The sequence below is a fragment of the Streptomyces sp. NPDC050674 genome (genome assembly GCF_040654575.1).
In the GTDB taxonomy this organism is placed as follows: Bacteria; Actinomycetota; Actinomycetes; order Streptomycetales; family Streptomycetaceae; genus Streptomyces.
Genome location: NZ_JBFAIG010000011.1, coordinates 96,531 through 116,161 on the forward strand (window position 1 = coordinate 96,531; position 19,631 = coordinate 116,161).

At 71.6% G+C, this 19,631-nt stretch carries 19 protein-coding genes; 12 read left to right on the plus strand and 7 right to left on the minus strand.

Annotated features, from left to right (window positions below; genetic code table 11):
- Positions 1-37: 37 nt before the first annotated feature.
- Together AB0I06_RS19665 and AB0I06_RS19670 are read right to left on the minus strand one after the other, a co-directional pair.
- On the minus strand, positions 38-733 hold the full coding sequence (locus AB0I06_RS19665; RefSeq protein WP_363120091.1) for a hypothetical protein: 696 nt from the start codon (positions 731-733) through the stop codon (positions 38-40).
- 77 nt (positions 734-810) lie between these two features.
- On the minus strand, positions 811-2,151 hold the full coding sequence (locus AB0I06_RS19670; protein WP_363120092.1) for a DUF2252 domain-containing protein: 1,341 nt from the start codon (positions 2,149-2,151) through the stop codon (positions 811-813).
- 217 nt (positions 2,152-2,368) lie between these two features.
- On the opposite strand from AB0I06_RS19670, the gene dnaE reads away from it, so the two are divergent.
- The gene (gene dnaE / locus AB0I06_RS19675; RefSeq protein ID WP_363120093.1) at positions 2,369-5,908 is read left to right on the plus strand and encodes a DNA polymerase III subunit alpha; all 3,540 of its coding nucleotides are present in this window, start codon (positions 2,369-2,371) and stop codon (positions 5,906-5,908) included.
- Positions 5,909-6,015: 107 nt separating this feature from the next.
- Here the strand turns inward: dnaE and AB0I06_RS19680 are convergent, their stop codons facing one another.
- Positions 6,016-6,180, minus strand: coding sequence for a hypothetical protein (locus tag AB0I06_RS19680; RefSeq protein WP_363120094.1), 165 nt, complete (start codon positions 6,178-6,180; stop codon positions 6,016-6,018).
- Between the two features lie 221 nt (positions 6,181-6,401).
- Between AB0I06_RS19680 and AB0I06_RS19685 the strand changes: the two genes are divergently transcribed.
- The 4 genes from AB0I06_RS19685 (at position 6,402) to AB0I06_RS19700 (ending at position 10,382) form a co-directional block, all read left to right on the plus strand.
- Positions 6,402-7,607: an NYN domain-containing protein gene (locus AB0I06_RS19685; protein ID WP_363120095.1), complete on the plus strand. Its 1,206-nt coding sequence runs from the start codon at positions 6,402-6,404 to the stop codon at positions 7,605-7,607.
- Between the two features lie 123 nt (positions 7,608-7,730).
- Positions 7,731-8,705 (plus strand): ABC transporter ATP-binding protein, encoded by a 975-nt coding sequence (locus AB0I06_RS19690; protein WP_363120229.1) that lies wholly within the window; start codon positions 7,731-7,733, stop codon positions 8,703-8,705.
- Positions 8,706-8,805: 100 nt separating this feature from the next.
- Entirely contained in the window at positions 8,806-9,627 is an 822-nt protein-coding gene (locus tag AB0I06_RS19695; protein ID WP_363120096.1) for an ABC transporter permease, read from the plus strand.
- Between the two features lie 56 nt (positions 9,628-9,683).
- Complete coding sequence (locus AB0I06_RS19700) at positions 9,684-10,382, plus strand: AAA family ATPase (RefSeq protein ID WP_363120097.1); 699 nt, start codon at positions 9,684-9,686, stop codon at positions 10,380-10,382.
- A 111-nt stretch (positions 10,383-10,493) separates the two neighbouring features.
- Here AB0I06_RS19700 and ybaK read toward each other — a convergent pair whose 3' ends face one another.
- The 4 genes from ybaK to AB0I06_RS19720 form a co-directional block, all read right to left on the minus strand.
- Positions 10,494-10,994: a Cys-tRNA(Pro) deacylase gene (ybaK, locus tag AB0I06_RS19705; protein WP_363120098.1), complete on the minus strand. Its 501-nt coding sequence runs from the start codon at positions 10,992-10,994 to the stop codon at positions 10,494-10,496.
- A 10-nt stretch (positions 10,995-11,004) separates the two neighbouring features.
- Positions 11,005-11,745 (minus strand): LON peptidase substrate-binding domain-containing protein, encoded by a 741-nt coding sequence (locus AB0I06_RS19710; RefSeq protein WP_363120099.1) that lies wholly within the window; start codon positions 11,743-11,745, stop codon positions 11,005-11,007.
- A gap of 11 nt (positions 11,746-11,756) precedes the next feature.
- On the minus strand, positions 11,757-12,788 hold the full coding sequence (locus AB0I06_RS19715) for a hypothetical protein (protein WP_363120230.1): 1,032 nt from the start codon (positions 12,786-12,788) through the stop codon (positions 11,757-11,759).
- 121 nt (positions 12,789-12,909) lie between these two features.
- On the minus strand, positions 12,910-14,484 hold the full coding sequence (locus AB0I06_RS19720) for an oxidoreductase (protein WP_363120100.1): 1,575 nt from the start codon (positions 14,482-14,484) through the stop codon (positions 12,910-12,912).
- 178 nt (positions 14,485-14,662) lie between these two features.
- Here AB0I06_RS19720 and hisD point away from each other — a divergent pair, with 178 nt between their 5' ends.
- From hisD to AB0I06_RS19755, 7 genes are read left to right on the plus strand one after another with little or no spacing between them, the layout of a single operon-like run.
- A complete protein-coding gene (hisD, locus tag AB0I06_RS19725) occupies positions 14,663-15,988 on the plus strand; it encodes a histidinol dehydrogenase (RefSeq protein WP_363120101.1) in 1,326 nt (441 codons plus the stop codon).
- Positions 15,985-17,106, plus strand: a complete 1,122-nt coding sequence (locus tag AB0I06_RS19730) for a histidinol-phosphate transaminase (RefSeq protein WP_363120102.1) — start codon at positions 15,985-15,987, stop codon at positions 17,104-17,106. The genes hisD and AB0I06_RS19730 overlap by 4 nt, the downstream gene beginning before the upstream one ends.
- Positions 17,103-17,696 carry an imidazoleglycerol-phosphate dehydratase HisB gene (hisB, locus tag AB0I06_RS19735; protein ID WP_363120103.1) on the plus strand — a complete coding sequence of 198 codons (594 nt, stop codon included), beginning with the start codon at positions 17,103-17,105 and terminating at the stop codon, positions 17,694-17,696. The genes AB0I06_RS19730 and hisB overlap by 4 nt, the downstream gene beginning before the upstream one ends.
- Positions 17,693-17,857: a hypothetical protein gene (locus AB0I06_RS19740; RefSeq protein ID WP_184982776.1), complete on the plus strand. Its 165-nt coding sequence runs from the start codon at positions 17,693-17,695 to the stop codon at positions 17,855-17,857. Before hisB ends, AB0I06_RS19740 begins: the two co-directional genes overlap by 4 nt.
- Before the next feature lie 8 nt (positions 17,858-17,865).
- Positions 17,866-18,507, plus strand: coding sequence for an imidazole glycerol phosphate synthase subunit HisH (gene hisH, locus AB0I06_RS19745; protein ID WP_363120231.1), 642 nt, complete (start codon positions 17,866-17,868; stop codon positions 18,505-18,507).
- Positions 18,504-19,229, plus strand: a complete 726-nt coding sequence (gene priA / locus AB0I06_RS19750; protein ID WP_363120104.1) for a bifunctional 1-(5-phosphoribosyl)-5-((5-phosphoribosylamino)methylideneamino)imidazole-4-carboxamide isomerase/phosphoribosylanthranilate isomerase PriA — start codon at positions 18,504-18,506, stop codon at positions 19,227-19,229. Before hisH ends, priA begins: the two co-directional genes overlap by 4 nt.
- A complete protein-coding gene (locus tag AB0I06_RS19755; protein WP_363120105.1) occupies positions 19,226-19,627 on the plus strand; it encodes a RidA family protein in 402 nt (133 codons plus the stop codon). The genes priA and AB0I06_RS19755 overlap by 4 nt, the downstream gene beginning before the upstream one ends.
- Positions 19,628-19,631 lie beyond the last annotated feature (4 nt).

Below are 19,631 nucleotides of genomic sequence, written 5' to 3' on the forward strand. Positions count from 1 at the left end.
CACTGGGTGAGGGGGACTGCCGGTGCTCGAGAGCGCCTCATGCGAAGGCGGGTGAGCACGGCGGTCCGCGCCGCCCCAGGGAGTGCGCGAGGATCCGGTCGCGCGCGGTGGGCGTGCGGTCGCCGGCCCGGGCCGGCAGGCACCGCCCGGCCGGGGTCCGCTCCACCGCGACCGCGGCGGCCGCCAGCAGCAGCGGCCGGAACGTCGTCGCCGTCACCGCCCGCAGCAACTGGGTCAGGGCCCGCTCGCCGCGGCGCAGCCAGACGGCTGCGAGGAGCCCGACGCCGATGTGGGCGCCGAGCAGCAGCCAGGCGGTGGCGGGCTCGGCGTGGACGACCGCGGCCGCCAGTCGTTCGGTGCCGGTGGCCCCGGCCATCCGGGCCAGGGGTGTGCCCACCTCGCCGCCGCCGCAGAGCACGTCCAGGCCCACCGAGCGCAGGGGGCCGGTGACCGGGCCGCCCGCCCGGCCGTAACAGGCGTGCTGCCCCGTGGTGAACACCGTGTCGGCGGCCAGCTCCAGCGGGATCAGCAGTGCCGCGATCCTCCCGAAGGAACGCTCGCGGCCCGCCAGGGCGAACGCGATCACGAACACCGAGACGGTGACGGCGGCCACCGTGCCCATCGGCAGCGGGACCCGGGACAGCAGCACGTGCGACGCGGTGCTGAGCGTCACGACGACGGCCGTGAACAGCGCCGCGCGTACGGCTCTGAGCTGGATCCCGGATATGTCCATAGCGAGAGGAGTGTGTCATGGGGGCCGGTAAGGGACCCCTAAAGGATGCCTGTGAGTGAGCGGATGCCCCGGGCCGGTTACAGACCCGGAATCCTTCCGTTGCGGAACAGGTCGACGAAGGTCTGGTGATCCGCACGCGCGCGGGCGCCGTAGCGGTGCGCGAAGTCGACCAGCAGCGGCGCGAAGCCCTCCTCGTCGGCCGCGAGCGCCGCGTCGATGGCCCGCTCGGTGGAGAACGGCACCAGGGACTCCCCGGACTGGTCGTCCGCCGCCGAGTGCATCGTGGCCGTCGCCCGGCCCAGATCGGCCACCACTTGGGCGATCTCCTCCACGTCGTCGATGTCGCCCCAGTCGAGGTCCACGGCGTACGGCGAGACCTCGGCGACCAGCTGGCCCGCCCCGTCCAGCTCGGTCCAGCCCAGCCACGGGTCGGCGTGCGCCTGGAGGGCGCGCTGGGAGATGACCGTGCGGTGCCCCTCGTGCTGGAAGTACGCGCGGATCGCCTGGTCCGTGATGTGCCGGGAGACGGCCGGGGTCTGGGCCTGCTTGATGTAGATCACGACGTCGTTCTCCAGGGCGTCGCTGTGCCCCTCCAGCAGGATGTTGTAGGAGGGCAGGCCCGCCGAGCCGATGCCGATGCCGCGCCGGCCGACGACGTCCTTCACGCGGTAGGAGTCCGGGCGGGTCAGCGAGCTGTCGGGCAGCGTCTCCAGATAGCCGTCGAAGGCGGCGAGGACCTTGTAGCGCGTGGCCGCGTCCAGCTCGACGGCGCCGCCGCCCGCCGCGAAACGGCGCTCGAAGTCGCGGATCTCCGTCATCGAGTCCAGCAGGCCGAAGCGGGTCAGCGAGCGGGCGTCACGCAGCACGTCCAGCAGCGGGCCCTGGGCCGTGTCCAGCGTGAACGGCGGCACCTCGTCGCTCTTCGCGCCCGTGGCCAGGGCGTGGATCCGCTCGCGGTACGCGCCCGCGTACACCCGCACCAGCTCGGTGATCTGCTCGTCGCCGAGGGCCTTCGCGTAGCCGATCAGCGCGATGGAGGCGGCGAAGCGCTTCAGGTCCCAGGTGAAGGGGCCGACGTAGGCCTCGTCGAAGTCGTTGACGTTGAAGATCAGGCGGCCGGTGGCGTCCATGTACGTGCCGAAGTTCTCCGCGTGCAGATCGCCGTGGATCCACACCCGGGACGTCCGGTCGTCCAGGTAGGGGCCGCCCCGCTGCGACCCGAACTCATCGGACACGGTCAGATCGTGGTAGAAGAGGCTCGCCGTCCCCCGGTAGAAGGCGAAGGCCGAGGCCGCCATCTTGCGGAACTTCACGCGGAAAGCGGCAGGGTCGGCGGCCAGCAGCTGGCCGAAGGCGGTGTCGAAGACGGCGAGGATCTCCTCACCGCGGTGCTCGTCGCTGAGCTGCGGGAACGACATCGCTGGGTGCCTCCTGGTGCGAACGTCTCAGGGCGGCAGGTCCGCCCTGAGGCCTAACGTGCGGCGGGCCACGGGAGTGCCCGCGAACCCTCGCACGAAGGTACGCGGGTCAGCCCTCCGGGTGTCAGTGCCGAGGCATAGACTTCGACGCTGTCCCCCAGACTGTCCGCAGCCTGCCGGACCCCATTCGACCGTCGTTCTCCTGGAGGCCGCAGCCGTGTCAAAGCCGCCGTTCACGCACCTGCACGTCCACACCCAGTACTCGCTGCTGGACGGTGCCGCGCGGCTCAAGGACATGTTCAACGCGTGCAACGAGATGGGCATGACGCACATCGCCATGTCCGACCACGGCAACCTCCACGGCGCGTACGACTTCTTCCACACCGCCCAGAAGTCCGGAGTGACCCCGATCATCGGGATCGAGGCGTATGTCGCCCCCGAGTCCCGGCGCAACAAGCGCAAGATCCAGTGGGGCCAGCCGCACCAGAAGCGGGACGACGTCTCCGGTTCCGGTGGTTACACCCACAAGACGATGTGGGCGGTGAACTCGACCGGCCTGCACAACCTCTTCCGGCTGTCCTCCGACGCCTACGCCGAGGGCTGGCTGCAGAAGTGGCCCCGGATGGACAAGGAGACCATCGCCCAGTGGTCGGAGGGGATCGTGGCCTCCACCGGCTGCCCCTCCGGCGAGGTCCAGACCCGGCTGCGCCTGGGCCACTTCGACGAGGCTCTGAAGGCCGCCGCCGACTACCAGGACATCTTCGGCAAGGACCGCTACTTCCTGGAGCTGATGGACCACGGCATCGAGATCGAGCACCGGGTCCGCGACGGCCTGCTGGAGATCGGCAAGAAGCTCGGCATCCCCCCGCTGGTCACCAACGACTCGCACTACACGTACGCACACGAGGCGACCGCCCACGACGCGCTGCTGTGCATCCAGACCGGCAAGAACCTCTCCGACCCGGACCGCTTCAAGTTCGACGGCACCGGCTACTACCTGAAGTCCACGGACGAGATGTACGCCATCGACTCCTCGGACGCCTGGCAGGAGGGCTGCGCCAACACCCGGCTGATCGCCGAGATGGTCGACACCACGGGCATGTTCCAAAAGCGCGACCTGATGCCCAAGTTCGACATCCCTGAGGGCTACACCGAGGTCAGCTGGTTCCGCGAGGAGACCCTGCGCGGCATGCACCGCCGCTTCCCGGACGGCATCCCGGACGACCGGATGAAGCAGGTCGAGTACGAGATGGACACCATCATCTCGATGGGCTTCCCGGGCTACTTCCTCGTGGTCGCCGACTTCATCATGTGGGCCAAGAAGCAGGGCATCGCGGTCGGCCCCGGCCGAGGCTCCGCGGCCGGTTCGATCGTCGCCTACGCCCTCGGCATCACCGACCTCGACCCCATCCCGCACGGCCTGATCTTCGAGCGGTTCCTCAACCCCGAGCGCATCTCCATGCCCGATGTCGACATCGACTTCGACGAGCGCCGGCGCGTCGAGGTGATCCGCTACGTGACGGAGAAGTACGGCGCCGACAAGGTCGCCATGATCGGCACGTACGGCACCATCAAGGCCAAGAACGCGATCAAGGACTCCGCGCGCGTGCTGGGCTACCCGTACGCGATGGGCGACCGCATCACCAAGGCCATGCCCGCCGACGTCCTCGGCAAGGGCATCAACCTCGACGGCATCACCAACCCCGAGCACCCCCGCTACTCGGAGGCGGGCGAGGTCCGGGCGATGTACGAGAACGAGCCGGACGTGAAGAAGGTCATCGACACCGCCAAGGGCGTCGAGGGCCTGGTCCGGCAGATGGGCGTGCACGCCGCCGGCGTGATCATGTCCAGCGAGACCATCACCGACCACGTGCCCGTCTGGGTGAGGCACACGGACAAGGTCACCATCACGCAGTGGGACTACCCGAGCTGCGAGTCGCTTGGCCTGCTGAAGATGGACTTCCTGGGCCTGCGCAACCTGACGATCATGGACGACGCCGTCAAGATGGTGAAGTCCAACAGGGGGATCGACATCGATCTCCTGAGCCTCCCGCTCGACGACCCCACGACCTTCGAACTGCTCCAGCGCGGCGACACCCTCGGCGTCTTCCAGTTCGACGGCGGCCCCATGCGCTCCCTGCTCCGGCTGATGAAGCCGGACAACTTCGAAGACATCTCCGCCGTGTCGGCCCTGTACCGCCCGGGCCCCATGGGCATGAACTCCCACACGAACTACGCGCTGCGCAAGAACGGCCAGCAGGAGATCACGCCCATCCACCCCGAGCTGGAGGAGCCGCTCAGGGAGGTCCTGGACGTCACCTACGGCCTGATCGTCTACCAGGAGCAGGTGCAGAAGGCCGCCCAGATCATCGCCGGCTACTCGCTCGGCGAGGCCGACATCCTCCGCCGCGTGATGGGCAAGAAGAAGCCCGAGGAACTGGCGAAGAACTTCGTCCTCTTCCAGGAGGGCGCCCGCAAGAAGGGCTTCAGCGACGAGGCCATCCAGGCGCTGTGGGACGTGCTGGTCCCCTTCGCCGGCTACGCGTTCAACAAGGCGCACTCCGCCGCGTACGGACTGGTCTCCTACTGGACCGCGTACCTGAAGGCGAACCACCCCGCCGAGTACATGGCCGCGCTGCTCACCTCCGTGAAGGACGACAAGGACAAGTCGGCCGTCTACCTCAACGAGTGCCGCCGCATGGGCATCAAGGTGCTCCCGCCGGACGTCAACGAGTCGATGTCCAACTTCGCGGCCCAGGGCGACGACGTGATCCTCTTCGGCCTGTCCGCCGTCCGCAACGTCGGCACCAACGTGGTCGAGTCGATCATCAGGTGCCGCAAGGCCAAGGGGAAGTACGTCTCCTTCCCGGACTACCTCGACAAGGTGGAGGCGGTGGTCTGCAACAAGCGCACCACCGAATCGCTGATCAAGGCCGGCGCCTTCGACGCCATGGGCCACACCCGCAAGGGCCTCACCGCGCACTACGAACCGATGATCGACAACGTGGTCGCGGTCAAGCGCAAGGAGGCCGAGGGGCAGTTCGACCTCTTCGGCGGCATGGGCGAGGCCGAGACCAGCGAGCCGGGCTTCGGGCTCGACGTGGAGTTCTCCACCGACGAGTGGGACAAGACCTATCTGCTCGCCCAGGAGCGGGAGATGCTCGGTCTGTACGTCTCCGACCACCCGCTGTTCGGCCTGGAGCACATCCTGTCCGACAAGGCCGACGCCGGTATCTCCCAGCTGACCGGCGGTGAGCACTCCGACGGCGCGGTCGTCACCATCGGCGGCATCATCTCGGGCCTCCAGCGCAAGATGACCAAGCAGGGCAACGCCTGGGCCATCGCCACCGTCGAGGACCTCGCCGGCTCGATCGAGTGCATGTTCTTCCCCGCGACCTACCAGCTCGTCTCGACCCAACTCGTCGAGGACGCCGTGGTGTTCGTCAAGGGCCGCCTCGACAAGCGCGAGGACATCCCGCGGCTCGTCGCGATGGAGCTGATGGTGCCGGACCTGTCCAACGCGGGCACCAACGCGCCCGTGGTCCTCACCATCCCGGCCACCCGGGTCACCCCGCCGCTGGTCAGCCGCCTCGGGGAGGTCCTCAGCCACCACAAGGGCGACAGCGAGGTCCGGATCAAGCTCCAGGGCCCGACCAAGACGACCGTGCTGCGGCTGGACCGGCACCGGGTGAAGCCCGACCCGGCGCTCTTCGGCGACCTGAAGGTGCTGCTCGGACCGTCCTGCCTGGCCGGGTGACACCACTCCGAGCCCCGTAGGGCTCTCGACGCACTCGAGGGGCGTACCCGTCACCGGGTACGCCCCTCGTGCGTGTGTGCCGGGCTCAACGACCGGTCACCGACGCGTCAGTTGTGGCCGAAGCTGCGCTTTCGCTTGGTGGACGTCATCTCGCCGGGGGTCAACTCGACCTCGGGCTGGGGCTCCGTCTGCGAGGCGGGGCTGCGGTCCGCCCGCTGGCCACGCTCGGTCGGGCGCTGCTGCTTGCGGTCACGGTTCTTGTTCTTGGCCATGGTGATGCCTCCTGTGGGGGACTAGGGGCCAGGGCCGGGACCAGATTCACACAGCCGGACAACGATCGCATGTCGGACAATTACCGTGCGTGACAGGGGTGGTCGGAAGGGCGGGCGCCGAAACGCCACGCCGAAGATCGAGTTCGGGCCGTTAACCTCCGCGCCGTCGGGCAGACTCGAAGCAAGCCCGAAGCAAACCTCCTGGGAAGAGGGTGAGTCGCGTGGACCGCTGCATCGTCCTGGTGGACGCTGGGTATCTGCTGGGAGCCGCGGCGAGTCTCCTCGCCGGGGAGCCCTCGCGGTCCCGCATCACCGTCGACCACACCGCCCTCATCCAGGGGCTGCGTGAGCGCGCCGAATCCGACACACAGCAGCCGTTGCTGCGCATCTACTGGTTCGACGGCGCCCCCGACCGCGTTCCGCAACCCGAGCACCGCCGGCTGCGCGTGATGCCCCGGGTCACCGTCCGGCTCGGCGCGCTGACCCGCAGCGACGGCCGCTGGGCGCAGAAGGGCGTGGACGCCGCCATGCACGCCGAGCTCACCGAACTGGCCCGCAACCGCGCCTGCTCCGACGTCGTCCTCGTCACCGGCGACGGCGATCTGCTGCCCGGCATGATGGCCGCCAAGGAGCACGGCGTCGCCGTCCACCTGTGGGCCGTCCAAGCCGCCGACGGCGACTACAACCAGTCCGAGGACCTGGTCGCCGAGGCCGACGAGCGCCGCGTGCTGGACCGGACGTGGATCACCCGGGCCGTGCGCGCCAAGGACCACACCGGGGCGTGCGCGCCGCAGCCCGCGCCCCGGCCCGAGATCGCCGCCATCCTGTCCGCGCCGCTGCCCGAGTCCGCGCTCGGCTCCGCGACCGAACGGCCGGCCCCCCAGCCCCGCCACCCGGCGGCCGCGGCCAACGGCACCGAGGAGCGGCTGCCCGCCGCCAAAGGCGTCCCCACGCCCAAAGACCTCGCCGCCCTGCGCGCCCCCGGCCCCCAGTCCCCCCAGCCCCCCGCCTCCGCCACCCTCCGGTGGTCCTCCGACAAGGGCTGGGTCGACCGGCCCGCGGCCGAGCCCCCCGAAGCCGCCTCGATGCCGACACTCGCCCAGCTGACCACGGCCGAGCAGCGCTGGGCCGACCGCGAGGAGGACATCACCACCGTCGGCGGCGACCCCTTCGAGGTGGGGCAGGTCTTCGCCCGCCGCTGGGTGGAGCGCCTCGGCGACCAGCACCACCTGCAGAAACTGTCCGGGATGTACCCGCGCGTCCCGCACCGCGTCGACGGGGAGCTGCTGCGCTACGCCGCCCGCTTCGGTCTGCTCGCCCACAAGGACGACCAGATCGACGAGCAGGACCGGTACGCCATCCGGGCCGGCTTCTGGCGGGAGATCAGCGTGCGCACGGGTGTGGAGCACCCGCCCGTCGAGGCCTGAGTTCTTTGCCGACGGATTTCCCGTTATGGACCGACCCGAGAGCGGGGCGGGGTCGCCGACCCCGTAGTCTCGTCCCTTGTGAGTAAGCGCGCGGCACAGGCATTTCGGCACGACGGTGACGTCGTGTGCGCGGTGCGCGGGCTGACCAAGACCTATCCCGCGGTACGGGGCCGGCGCGGCGCCCCCGCCACCCCCGAGGTCCGGGCCACGGACGACGTGACGGTCGACATCCGCCGCGGTGAGATCTTCGGCCTGCTCGGTCCGAACGGCGCCGGCAAGTCCACGCTCGTCCGCCAGCTGACCGGGCTGATGCGGCCCGACCGCGGCGGTGTGCGGATCCTCGGGCACGACATCGTGCGCCACCCCGAACGGGCCTCGCGCCTGCTCGCCTACCTCGGGCAGGAGTCGACCGCCCTCGACGAGCTGACCGTCTCCCTCGCCGCCGAGACCACCGGGCGGCTGCGCGGGCTGGACGCACGGCAGGCGCGGGCCGAGCGGGACGCCGTCCTGGACGAGCTGGGCCTCACCCCGCTCGCCGGACGGCCGCTGAAGAAGCTCTCCGGGGGGCAGCGGCGCCTGGCCTGCTTCGCCGCCGCCCTGGTGGGGGAGCGGCCGCTGCTCGTGCTGGACGAGCCGACCACCGGCATGGACCCGGTCGCGCGCCGGGCCGTGTGGTCCGCCGTCGACCGGCGCAGGGCCGAACGCGGGACGACCGTGCTGCTGGTCACCCACAACGTCATCGAGGCCGAGACCGTGCTGGACCGGGTGGCGGTCCTGGACCGGGGGCGGGTGATCGCCTGCGACACCCCCGCCGGACTCAAGGAGCAGGTCGCCGGTGAGGTGCGCGTCGATCTGGTGTGGCGGGACGCGGCTCCGCTGCACGTGCCGGAGGTCGCCGCGCTGCGGGACCGTGTCGCGGAGTCGGGCCGCCGCTGGACGCTGCGGCTCGGGCCCGAGGAGGCCCGGGCGGTCGTGGCCACCGTCACCGGCGGGGCCGCCTTCGCCGCCCTGGACGACTTCACGCTGGCCACGCCGAGCCTGGAGGACGTCTACCTGGCCCTCGGCGGTGCCGCGCAGCAGGGGCTGGTGAAGGTGTGAGCAAGGCGCAGAGCGCGCGGGCCGTGAGCACACCGGCCGCCGTATCCGTACCGAACAGGCGACTGCCGCAGTGGACCCGAGCGAAGGGGAGCAGCGCGACGTGAGTGTCGTACCCGCCGATGTCCTGCCGGGCAGTGCCCTGGCCGCGGAGGAGCCCGCCGCGTGCGCGGCCGAGCTCGGACCACGGGCGCGGCTGTGGCCCTCCTTGGCGGCCGTGTACCGGGCGCAGCTGTCCCGGGCGCGGGTGGCGCGGATCCCGCTGCTGTTCGTGGCGACCTTCCAGTCGGTCGGGATCATGATCCTGATGCGCGGGGTCGTGGACGACGGTGCGGAGGCGCAGGCCGTCGTCGCCGGATCGTCGGTCCTGGTGGTCGCCTTCGTCGCGCTGAACCTGCTCGCGCAGTACTTCGGGCAGCTACGGGCCAGCGGCGGACTCGACCACTACGCGACGCTGCCCGTGCCGCCGGCGGCCGTGGTGCTGGGCGCGGCGGGCGCGTACGCCTCGTTCACCGTGCCCGGGACCGTCGTGACGGCGGTGTTCGGCTGTGTGCTGTTCGGGCTGCCGATGGCCCATCTGTGGATCCTCCTGGCCGTGATCCCGCTCGCCGGCGCCGCGCTCGCCGGGCTCGGCGCGGCGCTGGGGCTGCTGGCCCCCCGCCCGGAACTCGCCACGCTGCTCGGGCAGCTGGGCATGTCGGCGGCGCTGCTCCTGGGCGTGCTGCCGGCGGACCGGATGCCGGGCGTCGTGCGCTTCGCGCGGGACCTGCTGCCGTCGACGTACGGCGTGGAGGCCTTCGCGCGGACGTTCGGGCCGCACCCCGACTGGGCCTTCGTCCTCGGTGACCTCGCCGTGTGCGGGGCCGTCGGCGTCGTCTCGCTGGCCGTGGCGACCTGGGCGTACCGCCGGGCGGCCGTCCGTTGAGCGGGGAGCGGTCGTCCGGTGACGCGGCGCACAGGCGGGCCTGGCACGATGGCAGGGTGACCGCACCACTGACTCCGCCACCACCGCCGCACGAGCATTCCGCACAGGGGCCGTGGCAGCCGCCGGGCGCCGGGCCGCAGGCTCCCGGGTCCCAGCACGCCGAGTACGCCGGGCACGGCTGGTACGGACAGGACGGTCCCGGGATGAAGACGGAACTGCGGGAGGCCGCCGTGATCGCGGTGGCCGTGGCGCTCGGCGGGGTGCTGCTCGGAGTGCTGTGGTGGTGGCTCGCGCCGCACGTGCCGCTGGTCGGTGACGTGGTGGAGAAGAGCTGGGTCGTCTACCTCAAGGACACCGAGGGCGAACAGGCCATCGGGGTCGACGGCACGTTCACGCTGCTCGGGCTGGCGTTCGGGGCCGTGAGCGCGCTGGTGGTCTTCCTGCTGCGGCGGCGCGGGGGTGTGCCTCTGGTGGTGGGGCTGGCCCTCGGCGGGCTGCTCGGCTCGCTGCTCGCCTGGCGGCTCGGGGTGTGGCTCGGTCCGGAGCAGGACGTGATCGCGCACGCCCGGGAGGTGGGCCGGGGGGTGACCTTCTCCGCGCCGCTGAAGCTGGGCGCGAAGGGGGCGCTGCTGGCCTGGCCGCTGGCCGCGCTGGTCCTGCACCTCGGTCTCATGGCGTTGTTCGGCCCCCGCGACCCGGAGCCGGATTTCGCCACGGACCCCTATGCCACATCGCCCTCGGCCGAAAGCAGGTAGGGCCGAGCAGACACAGCCCGTTGTCCGCCGAGGGGCGAGGAGCTCCCCGGCGTCGCACTCCGGGCGGTCCGCCCCGAACGGCCGGTCGGGGCGGGGCCGGGCTTCCCGGCGTCAGCGGCCGATCGGGGCCAGGATCGCCTGCGTCAGCTGTCGCAGGTCCTCCGGGGCGAGTTCCACTTCCAGGCCCCTCCTGCCCGCCGAGACGCAGATCGTCGGGTGGGCCGAAGCCGAGGCGTCGAGGACCGTCGGCAGTTTCCTGCGCTGGCCGAGGGGCGAGATGCCGCCGCGGACATAGCCCGTCGTGCGTTCCGCCAGGGTCGGGTCGGCCATCGTGGCGCGCTTGCCGCCGACCGCCGCCGCCAGGGCCTTCAGGTCCAGCTGGCCCGCCACCGGGACCACCGCGACCGTGAGGGCGCCGTCGACGTCCGCGACCAGGGTCTTGAAGACGCGGTCGGGGGAGACGCCCATCGCCTCGGCCGCCTCCTCACCGTAGGAGGGGTGCGCGGGGTCGTGGTCGTAGGCGTGGACCGTGTACGCCGTGCCCGCCGCCGTGAGGGCCACCGTCGCGGGGGTGCCGCCCGTCTGCTGCTGCTTCTTCGACTTCTTCGCCATGCCGATCCGCTCAGTTGAGGCTCATCGGGCCGCGCGTCAGCTCCGACGCCGGCAACGACGGCAGATTACGGATGATCGCCGTCTCGGAGCGAAGGAGTTTCAGCTCGTCGCGCAGACGGGACGCGGTGTCGGGCGCCTGGAGCAGCCGCTGCTTGGTCGGGGTGTCCAGCATCATCGCCGCGGCCACGAGGTACGACACCACGGCGGGCTCGTCCGGCAGATCGGCCCCCGTCGCCAGGGACCGTTCCCGCGCCCCGGCCAGCCGCTTCTGGTACTGGCGGAAGGACCGCAGCACGCCCTCGGCCAGCGGCGCGGCCTCGTCGCCCGGTTCCTCCTCCAGAAGCTCCAGCTCGGCCGTCAGGAAGGGCCCGGACGCCTCGACCGACCGCAGCCGCACCCGGGTGGTGCCGGTCGCCAGCACCTCGAAGGAGCCGTCAGTGCGCTCCCGGATCGTCGCCGCGTCCGCGATGCAGCCCACCTTGTGGAAGGCCTTGACCGGGTCGGTGCCGAAACCGGCCGCCGGACCCCGCTCGGGCACGGCCGTCGGGTCGGGCATGCCGGGCGCGCTCGGGGCCACCTCGTGGCCGTCGCGGATCGCCACGACGGCGAACCGGCGCGGTTCGTCCTCCGGTGTCTTCAGCAGTTCGCGCATCATGGCGCGATACCGCTCCTCGAAGACGCTGAGCGGGAGCACGAGCCCCGGGAACAACACCGAGTTCAGGGGGAAGAGGGGGAGCCGGACGGTGGTCACGACGCAAAAGCCTAATGGTCGCCGGGACGGACTCGTCCGCCCCGTTCACTCCGTGGATGCCAGGACGCCTCCGGGGCCTGCGCGGCCCGGACGTCGTCGCGTACCCGCAGGAAGTGCCCGAGCGGGTCGTCCGACACCTGGTCCCAGGGGAAGGAGGTGGCGTACGGGCCGTTCAGGCGCAGCTGTTCGGTCGCGTCCCGCCAGCGCTCCAGGCGCACCAGGACGAAGATCAGCAGGTTCCGCATCCGGGCCGGCCAGGGGTCGGACGCCGGCAGCCGCGGGGACAGCGCGATCGCCCGGTCGGCTGCCGCGTCCAGCCGCTCGCGCGGCACCTCGGGCCCGCAGCCGTCGACGAGGTAGCCGAACGCCGCCCGCAGCGGGAGGGCCTGGACGAGCGCGTCGGCGGGAGCGTCCTGCGCGGCCCGGTCGGCGAAGTCGAAGCACTCGTGGTGCGAGCCGTGCCAGTAGGTCGCCAGGTAGCGCAGGGCCGCCACATGACAGCCGTAGTGGTGCGGGGCACGCCGTACGGCGGCCTCCCACAGCTCCTCGAAGTAGGTGTGCCCGGCCTGGGCGCCCCGGGCGTGGTCGAGCGCGAGCCGCCACGGGACCGGGTCCCGCTGGTCGCCGCGGGCCGCGGCGGTGATCAAAGGGCTGACCTCGCGCAGCAGCTCGGCCCGGGCCGGTGACCGCCAGGCGCGGTCCACCGCGAGCTGGGCCCCGACCAGCAGCGCGTCGGGGTCCTGCGGGGCGGTGGCGAGCCAGGCGTCCAGCCACTCGGGGCGTGAGCGCGCGAACGCGGCCAGCCGGGTCACGTACCGGTCGCGCCGTTCCCACTCCGAGGCCACACGGGTGGCCAGGAGCAGCGCGGCGGCCGGGCCGTGATCGTCCCGGGCGGCGGCGACCAGCGCCGGGCTCAGCCGGGCGTCGGGCGCGTCGAGCAGCACCTCGTCGTCGGCGCACGGCTCGCCGGCGGGGTGGGGGGACGTCCTTGCCATCCGGCTCGGGCGGATGAAGGGGAGCTGCATTGCCATGGTGCCGTCCATTGAAAGTCGGCTGGTCATCGCGGCGCCAGACTGTTCATCGAACCTGCGGAAAGTTGTACGTCCGATGGTCAAGAGAGCGTAAAGCTGTGACAGTTCAACAACTTCGGTCACAGCAGCATCATCAGTTGCGCCGCAGCAGCCGTGTCGCCCCCGCCGCCACCGTCGTCGCCAGGACCCAGCCCAGCAGGATCAGCCCCGTCGCCAGCCACTGCCAGGCCCCCCGCAGCTGCCAGGAACCCACCTGGCCGAGGTCGATGACCGGCAGCAGCAGATCGAGGGTGAACAGCGCGGGGCTCCACTCCGGACGCTCACCCCGCTTCATCGGCGGACTGCCGGCCTGTGCGAAGGCGAGCGAGCCCGCCGCCCACAGCACCGCCATCCAGACCGCCGCCCGGCCCGGCCGGTACCCGTAGGCCACCGTCCAGTCCTGCGCGTAGCCCCACAGCTTGGCCGCCATCGGCAGGCTCTCGCGATGTCGGCGCTGCTTGGCGAGCAGCACCTCCCGGGCGTCCTCGTCCTCCCCGCCGGCCCGCAGCACGGCCGCGAGCCGCTCGTACGGCTCCGGGTTGTACTCGGCGGTCGCCGCCGTCACCCAGGCCAGCCGCTCGGCCAGCGGGAACGGCCCGCGCACGAGGAACTCGTAGGCGAAGCCGCCCATGTGCAGCCGCCCCGGGCCCGGCCAGGCGTCCGCCCGGTCCATCAGGTTGACGATCTTCGCCCCCGAGAGCACCACCCGCCCGCGCAGCGGCTGCTCACCGAGGAAGCGCAGCTCCGGCGTCTGCACCCGGCGCAGCGACAGCTCCTGGTCGTCGGTGAGGGTGAACCGGGCCTGCTCGAAGTCGACGGCGTCGCCGAACCGGCCGTCGTCCAGCCGGATCCCGCCCTCGCACGCGAACCGCTGGATCAGTGTCCCCTCCGCCGGGGTCATCCCGCTCATGGCCTGGGCGCCGATTCCCGCCGGGGTGAGGTAGAGGCTGCGCTCCACGGTCAGCTGCGGGGCGTTCAGCGCGAGCCGCGCGTACGGGTTGGCCAGGCGGGCGCCGCGCAGGCTCAGGGAGACGCCGACGGTGGCCGCGCGCAGGCTCAGCTCGCCGTGCGACTCCAGCAGCTCGGCCTGTAAGTCCTGGCCGACGGTGAGGCCGTCCGCGGCGATCGACCGGCCGCTGCGGTCGCGGTGCACGATCGCCTGGTTGAGCATCAGGTCCGTGCCGATCTGCGCGTCCGTGAGCCGGATGCCGTGGTGGAAGCGGCAGCGCGGCAGATGCAGATCGCCCTCGGTGTGCACCCGGGCCGCCTCCAGCCGGGGCACCGAGCAGTCCACCATCCGCAGGGTCGTGAAGCGGGCCTCCGGCAGCAGCACGTCCTGCTCGAACCGGCAGCGGCGCATCTCGACGTACGGCACCACCGTGCCGCCCGCGAGGTCCAGCGAGCCGCTGACCTGCACACCGATCAGCTTCAGCGCGGACACGCGGCCGGCCAGCGCGGGCGGGCCGTCCAGGAGCAGCCAGCACACGATCCGGGCGCGTACGGTCCGCTCCGCGCCCCAGGGCCCGCCGCCGTGCGGATCGTCCGCCACGGCGTCGCCGCAGCTCAGGTCGTACACGGTGCCATTGCGGAACGCCTGCCACATGCCGGCCTCGGCCGCGGTCAGGTCGTCGGGCAGCTCCCCGGCACGGACGCCGGCCCCCTCGGTCACAGTCGTTCCCTCCGCCCCGGGTACTCGCCGGTTGGTTCCTTCGTACAACTGTTCATGCCCGTTGAGTGACGCCCCGAAAGCAGTGGGTGAAGGGGATCTTCCGGGTCGCCGCGACACTCTGTATCAGCCATTGATACGCGCGGACGGCGCCTCACCCGGGTCTGAGAGAATTGAGCACGTGATCTCCCGAATCGATCTGCGCGGCGACGCCCTTGTCGAGGGCCCCGCCCTGCGTGACCTGCTGCCCCGAGCCGACTTCGACGTAGCGGCCGCCCTGGAGAAGGTGCGTCCGATCTGCGAGGACGTGCATCATCGGGGCGACGCGGCGCTGATCGACGCCGCCGAGCGGTTCGACGGGGTCAGGCTGGACCAGGTGCGCGTCCCGGCCGCCGCGCTGAAGCGCGCCCTGGAGGAGCTCGACCCGGCCGTGCGCGCGGCCCTGGAGGAGTCGATCCGCCGCGCCCGCGCCGTCCACCGCGAGCAGCGCCGCTCCTCGCACACCACGCAGGTCGTGCCCGGCGGCAGCGTGACCGAGAAGTGGGTTCCGGTCGACCGCGTCGGCCTCTACGCGCCCGGCGGCCGGTCGGTGTACCCGTCCTCCGTGATCATGAACGTGGTACCCGCGCAGGAGGCCGGCGTCGAGTCGATCGCGCTCGCCTCGCCCGCCCAGGCCGACTTCGGCGGCCTGCCGCACCCGACCATCCTCGCCGCCTGCGCCCTGCTCGGCGTCGACGAGGTCTACGCGGCCGGCGGTGCCACCGCCGTCGCGATGTTCGCCCACGGCACCGAGTCCTGCCCGCCCGCGAACATGGTCACCGGCCCCGGCAACATCTGGGTCGCGGCCGCCAAGCGCTACTTCACCGGCAGGATCGGCATCGACGCCGAGGCCGGCCCGACCGAGATCGCGGTCCTCGCCGACGACACGGCCGACCCCGTGCACATCGCCTCCGACCTGATCAGCCAGGCCGAGCACGACCCGCTCGCCGCCGCCGTCCTGGTCACCGACTCCGTCGAGCTCGCCGACGCCGTCGAGAAGGAGCTGGAGCCGCAGGTCGCCGCCACCCGGCACGTCGAGGACCGGATCGTCCCGGCCCTGTCCGGCAGGCAGTCCGCGATCGTGCTGGTCGACGGCCTCGACGAGGGCCTGAAGGTGGTCGACGCCTACGGCGCCGAGCACCTGGAGATCCAGACGGCCGACGCCGCCGCCGTGGCCGACCGCGTCAGGAACGCCGGCGCGATCTTCGTCGGCCCCTGGGCCCCGGTCTCCCTGGGCGACTACGCGGCCGGCTCCAACCACGTGCTGCCCACCGGTGGCTGCGCCTGCCACTCCTCCGGCCTGTCCGTCCAGTCCTTCCTGCGCGGCATCCACATCGTCGACTACACGAAGGACGCCCTGGCCGACGTCGCCCACCACGTGGTGACCCTGGCCGAGGCGGAGGACCTGCCGGCCCACGGCGCGGCGATCAAGGCGAGGTTCGACTGGAAGGTTCCCCAGGGCAAGTGAGCGACGTACGCATCGACGATCTCCCCGTACGGGACGAGCTGCGCGGCAAGTCCCCCTACGGCGCGCCCCAGCTGGACGTCCCCGTACGGCTCAACACCAACGAGAACCCCTACCCGCTGCCCGAGGAACTGGTCGAACGCATCGCCGAGCGGGTCCGCGAGGCGGCCAAGCACCTCAACCGCTACCCCGACCGGGACGCCGTCGAGCTGCGCACCCGGCTGGCCGAGTACCTGACCGACACCGGCGGGCACGAGGTCGGCGTGGCCAACGTCTGGGCGGCCAACGGCTCCAACGAGGTCATCCAGCAGCTGCTCCAGACCTTCGGCGGGCCGGGCCGCACCGCGCTCGGCTTCGAGCCGTCCTACTCGATGCACGCGCTGATCGCGCGGGGCACGGGCACGGGCTGGATCTCCGGGCCGCGTGGCGAGGACTTCACGATCGACCTGCCGGCCGCCCAGAAGGCGATCGCCGCGCACCGGCCGGACGTCGTCTTCGTCACCACGCCCAACAACCCCACCGGCAACGCGGTCCCGCGCGAGACGGTCCTCGCGCTGTACGAGGCCGCCCAGGCGGCGAAGCCGTCGATGGTGATCGTGGACGAGGCGTACATCGAGTTCAGCCACGGCGACTCGCTGCTGCCGCTGCTCGACGGCCGCCCGAACCTCGTCATCTCCCGCACCATGTCGAAGGCGTTCGGCGCGGCGGGCCTGCGCCTGGGCTACCTCGCCGCCCACCCGGCCGTCGTGGACGCCGTGCAGCTCGTGCGGCTGCCGTACCACCTGTCGGCCGTGACGCAGGCGACCGCCCTGGCCGCCCTGGAGCACACCGCCACGCTGCTCGGCTACGTCGAGCAGCTCAAGGCCGAGCGCGACCGCCTGGTCGCCGAGCTGCGCGCGACCGGCTACGAGGTCGTCGAGTCCGACGCCAACTTCGTGCAGTTCGGGCGATTCGACGGCGAGGGCGGCGCACACGCGGCCTGGCGGAGGATCCTCGACCGGGGCGTCCTCGTCCGGGACAACGGCATTCCGGGCTGGCTGCGGGTGTCCGCCGGAACCCCCGAAGAGAACGACGCGTTCCTCGACGCGGTCCGTGAACTGAAGAAGGAGCAGAGCACATGAGCCGCGTGGGACGCGTGGAGCGAGTCACCAAGGAGACCTCGGTGCTCGTCGAGATCGACCTCGACGGGTCCGGGAAGGTCGATGTGTCGACAGGCGTCGGCTTCTACGACCACATGCTCGACCAGCTCGGCCGGCACGGTCTGTTCGACCTGACCGTGAAGACCGAGGGCGATCTGCACATCGACTCGCACCACACCATCGAGGACACCGCCCTCGCCCTCGGCGCCGCCTTCAAGCAGGCCCTCGGCGACAAGGTCGGCATCTACCGCTTCGGCAACTGCACGGTCCCGCTGGACGAGTCCCTCGCCCAGGTCACCGTCGACCTGTCCGGCCGCCCCTACCTCGTGCACACCGAGCCCGAGAAGATGGCGCCGATGATCGGCGAGTACGACACCACCATGACCCGGCACATCCTGGAGTCCTTCGTGGCCCAGGCGCAGATCGCGCTGCACGTGCACGTGCCCTACGGGCGCAACGCGCACCACATCGTGGAGTGCCAGTTCAAGGCGCTCGCCCGGGCCCTGCGCTACGCCTGTGAGCGCGACCCGCGCGCGGCCGGCATCCTCCCCTCCACGAAGGGCGCCCTGTGAACGGCATCTCGACCCTGCTGATCGTCGTCGGCCTCTTCCTCGCCGGCGGTATCTACTCCTTCGTCAAGCAGAAGATGCCCAAGGGTCTGATCGTGCTGCTGTCCATCGGCGCCGCGATGTGCCTCGCGGCCGGTGTGGTGAGGCTGGAGGTGTGGAATTGAGCGGCCCCCTGAGGACACACAAGAAGGTCGTCGTCTTCGACTACGGCTTCGGCAACGTCCGTTCCGCCGAGCGTGCCCTGGCCCGCGCCGGGGCCGACGTCGAGATCACGCGGGACTACGACAAGGCGCTGAACGCCGACGGCCTGCTGGTGCCGGGCGTCGGTGCCTTCGCCTCCTGCATGACGGGTCTGCGCGAGGCGCGCGGCGACTGGATCATCGACCGCCGGCTCTCCGGCGGACGCCCGGTCATGGGCATCTGCGTCGGCATGCAGATCCTCTTCGCGCGCGGCATCGAGCACGGCGTGGAGAGCGACGGCCTCGACGAGTGGCCCGGCTCGGTCGAGCCGCTCCAGGCCGAGATCGTGCCCCACATGGGCTGGAACACCGTCGAGGCGGCGCCCGGCTCGCAGCTGTTCGCCGGCCTGGACGCGGACGCCCGCTTCTACTTCGTGCACTCCTACGCCGTCCACGACTGGTCGCTGGAAACGCACAACCCGGCCATGACGGCTCCCAAGGTCACCTGGTCCACCCACGGCAAGCCGTTCGTCGCGGCCGTCGAGAACGGCGCCCTGTGGGCCACGCAGTTCCACCCCGAGAAGTCCGGCGACGCCGGAGCCCAGCTCCTCACCAACTGGATCGGAACACTGTGAGCAAGCTCGAACTCCTCCCCGCCGTCGACGTCCGTGACGGCCAGGCCGTCCGCCTGGTGCACGGCGAGTCCGGCACGGAGACCTCCTACGGCTCCCCGCTGGAGGCCGCCCTGGCCTGGCAGCGCTCCGGCGCCGAGTGGCTGCACCTGGTCGACCTGGACGCCGCGTTCGGCACGGGGGACAACCGCGAGCTGATCGCCGAGGTCGCCCGCGCCATGGACATCAAGGTGGAGCTGTCCGGCGGCATCCGCGACGACGACACCCTCGCCGCCGCCCTCGCCACCGGCTGCAAGCGCGTCAACCTCGGCACGGCCGCCCTGGAGACCCCGGAATGGGTCGCCAAGGTCATCGCCGAGCACGGCGACAAGATCGCGGTCGGCCTCGACGTCCGCGGCACGACCCTGCGCGGCCGCGGCTGGACCCGTGACGGCGGCGACCTCTACGAGACGCTGGAGCGCCTCGACAAGGAGGGCTGCGCGCGCTACGTCGTCACCGACATCGCCAAGGACGGCACCCTCCAGGGCCCCAACCTGGAGCTGCTGCGCAACGTGTGCGCCGCCACCGACCGCCCGGTCGTGGCCTCCGGCGGGGTCTCCTCGCTCGACGACCTGCGGGCCATCGCCGATCTCGTCCCGCTCGGTGTCGAGGGGGCGATCGTCGGGAAGGCGCTGTACGCAAAGGCGTTCACCCTGGAAGAAGCCCTGGAGGCTGTGTCGTCATGACCGTGCGGCGTGTGCAGAGCGGAAGTCCCTGGGAAGAGTCCTTCGGTTTTGCACGCGCCGTCGAGGCGGGCGACCGTGTGCTGGTCGCGGGCACGACCGCGTTCAAGGGCGATGTGCTCTACGGCGAGGGCGACCCGTACGAGCAGGCCAAGGTGGCCTTCACCACCGCCCTGGAGGCCATCGGCGAGTTCGGGCTGGCACCCGAGTCCGTGATCCGCACCCGGGTGTACCTGGCACACGCCCGGGACGTCGACGCGGTGGGCCGGGCGCACAAGGAACTGTTCGACTCCGTGCGCCCGGTCACGACCCTGCTGGTCGTGCAGGGCTTCATCGACTCCCGGGTCCTGGTGTCGGTGGAAGTGGAAGCATTCAGAGGGACACCCTCACAGGAACACTAGAGGA

Excerpts from the sequence above, each read along its gene's own strand:
- AB0I06_RS19755 (WP_363120105.1), top strand. The coding sequence starts at position 19,226 with ATGACCGTGCGGCGTGTGCAGAGCGGAAGTCCCTGGGAAGAGTCCTTC.
- AB0I06_RS19670 (WP_363120092.1), bottom strand. The coding sequence starts at position 2,151 with ATGTCGTTCCCGCAGCTCAGCGACGAGCACCGCGGTGAGGAGATCCTC.
- ybaK (WP_363120098.1), bottom strand. The coding sequence starts at position 10,994 with ATGGCGAAGAAGTCGAAGAAGCAGCAGCAGACGGGCGGCACCCCCGCG.
- AB0I06_RS19715 (WP_363120230.1), bottom strand. The coding sequence starts at position 12,788 with ATGGACGGCACCATGGCAATGCAGCTCCCCTTCATCCGCCCGAGCCGG.
- AB0I06_RS19665 (WP_363120091.1), bottom strand. The coding sequence starts at position 733 with ATGGACATATCCGGGATCCAGCTCAGAGCCGTACGCGCGGCGCTGTTC.
- hisB (WP_363120103.1), top strand. The coding sequence starts at position 17,103 with ATGAGCCGCGTGGGACGCGTGGAGCGAGTCACCAAGGAGACCTCGGTG.
- AB0I06_RS19680 (WP_363120094.1), bottom strand. The coding sequence starts at position 6,180 with ATGGCCAAGAACAAGAACCGTGACCGCAAGCAGCAGCGCCCGACCGAG.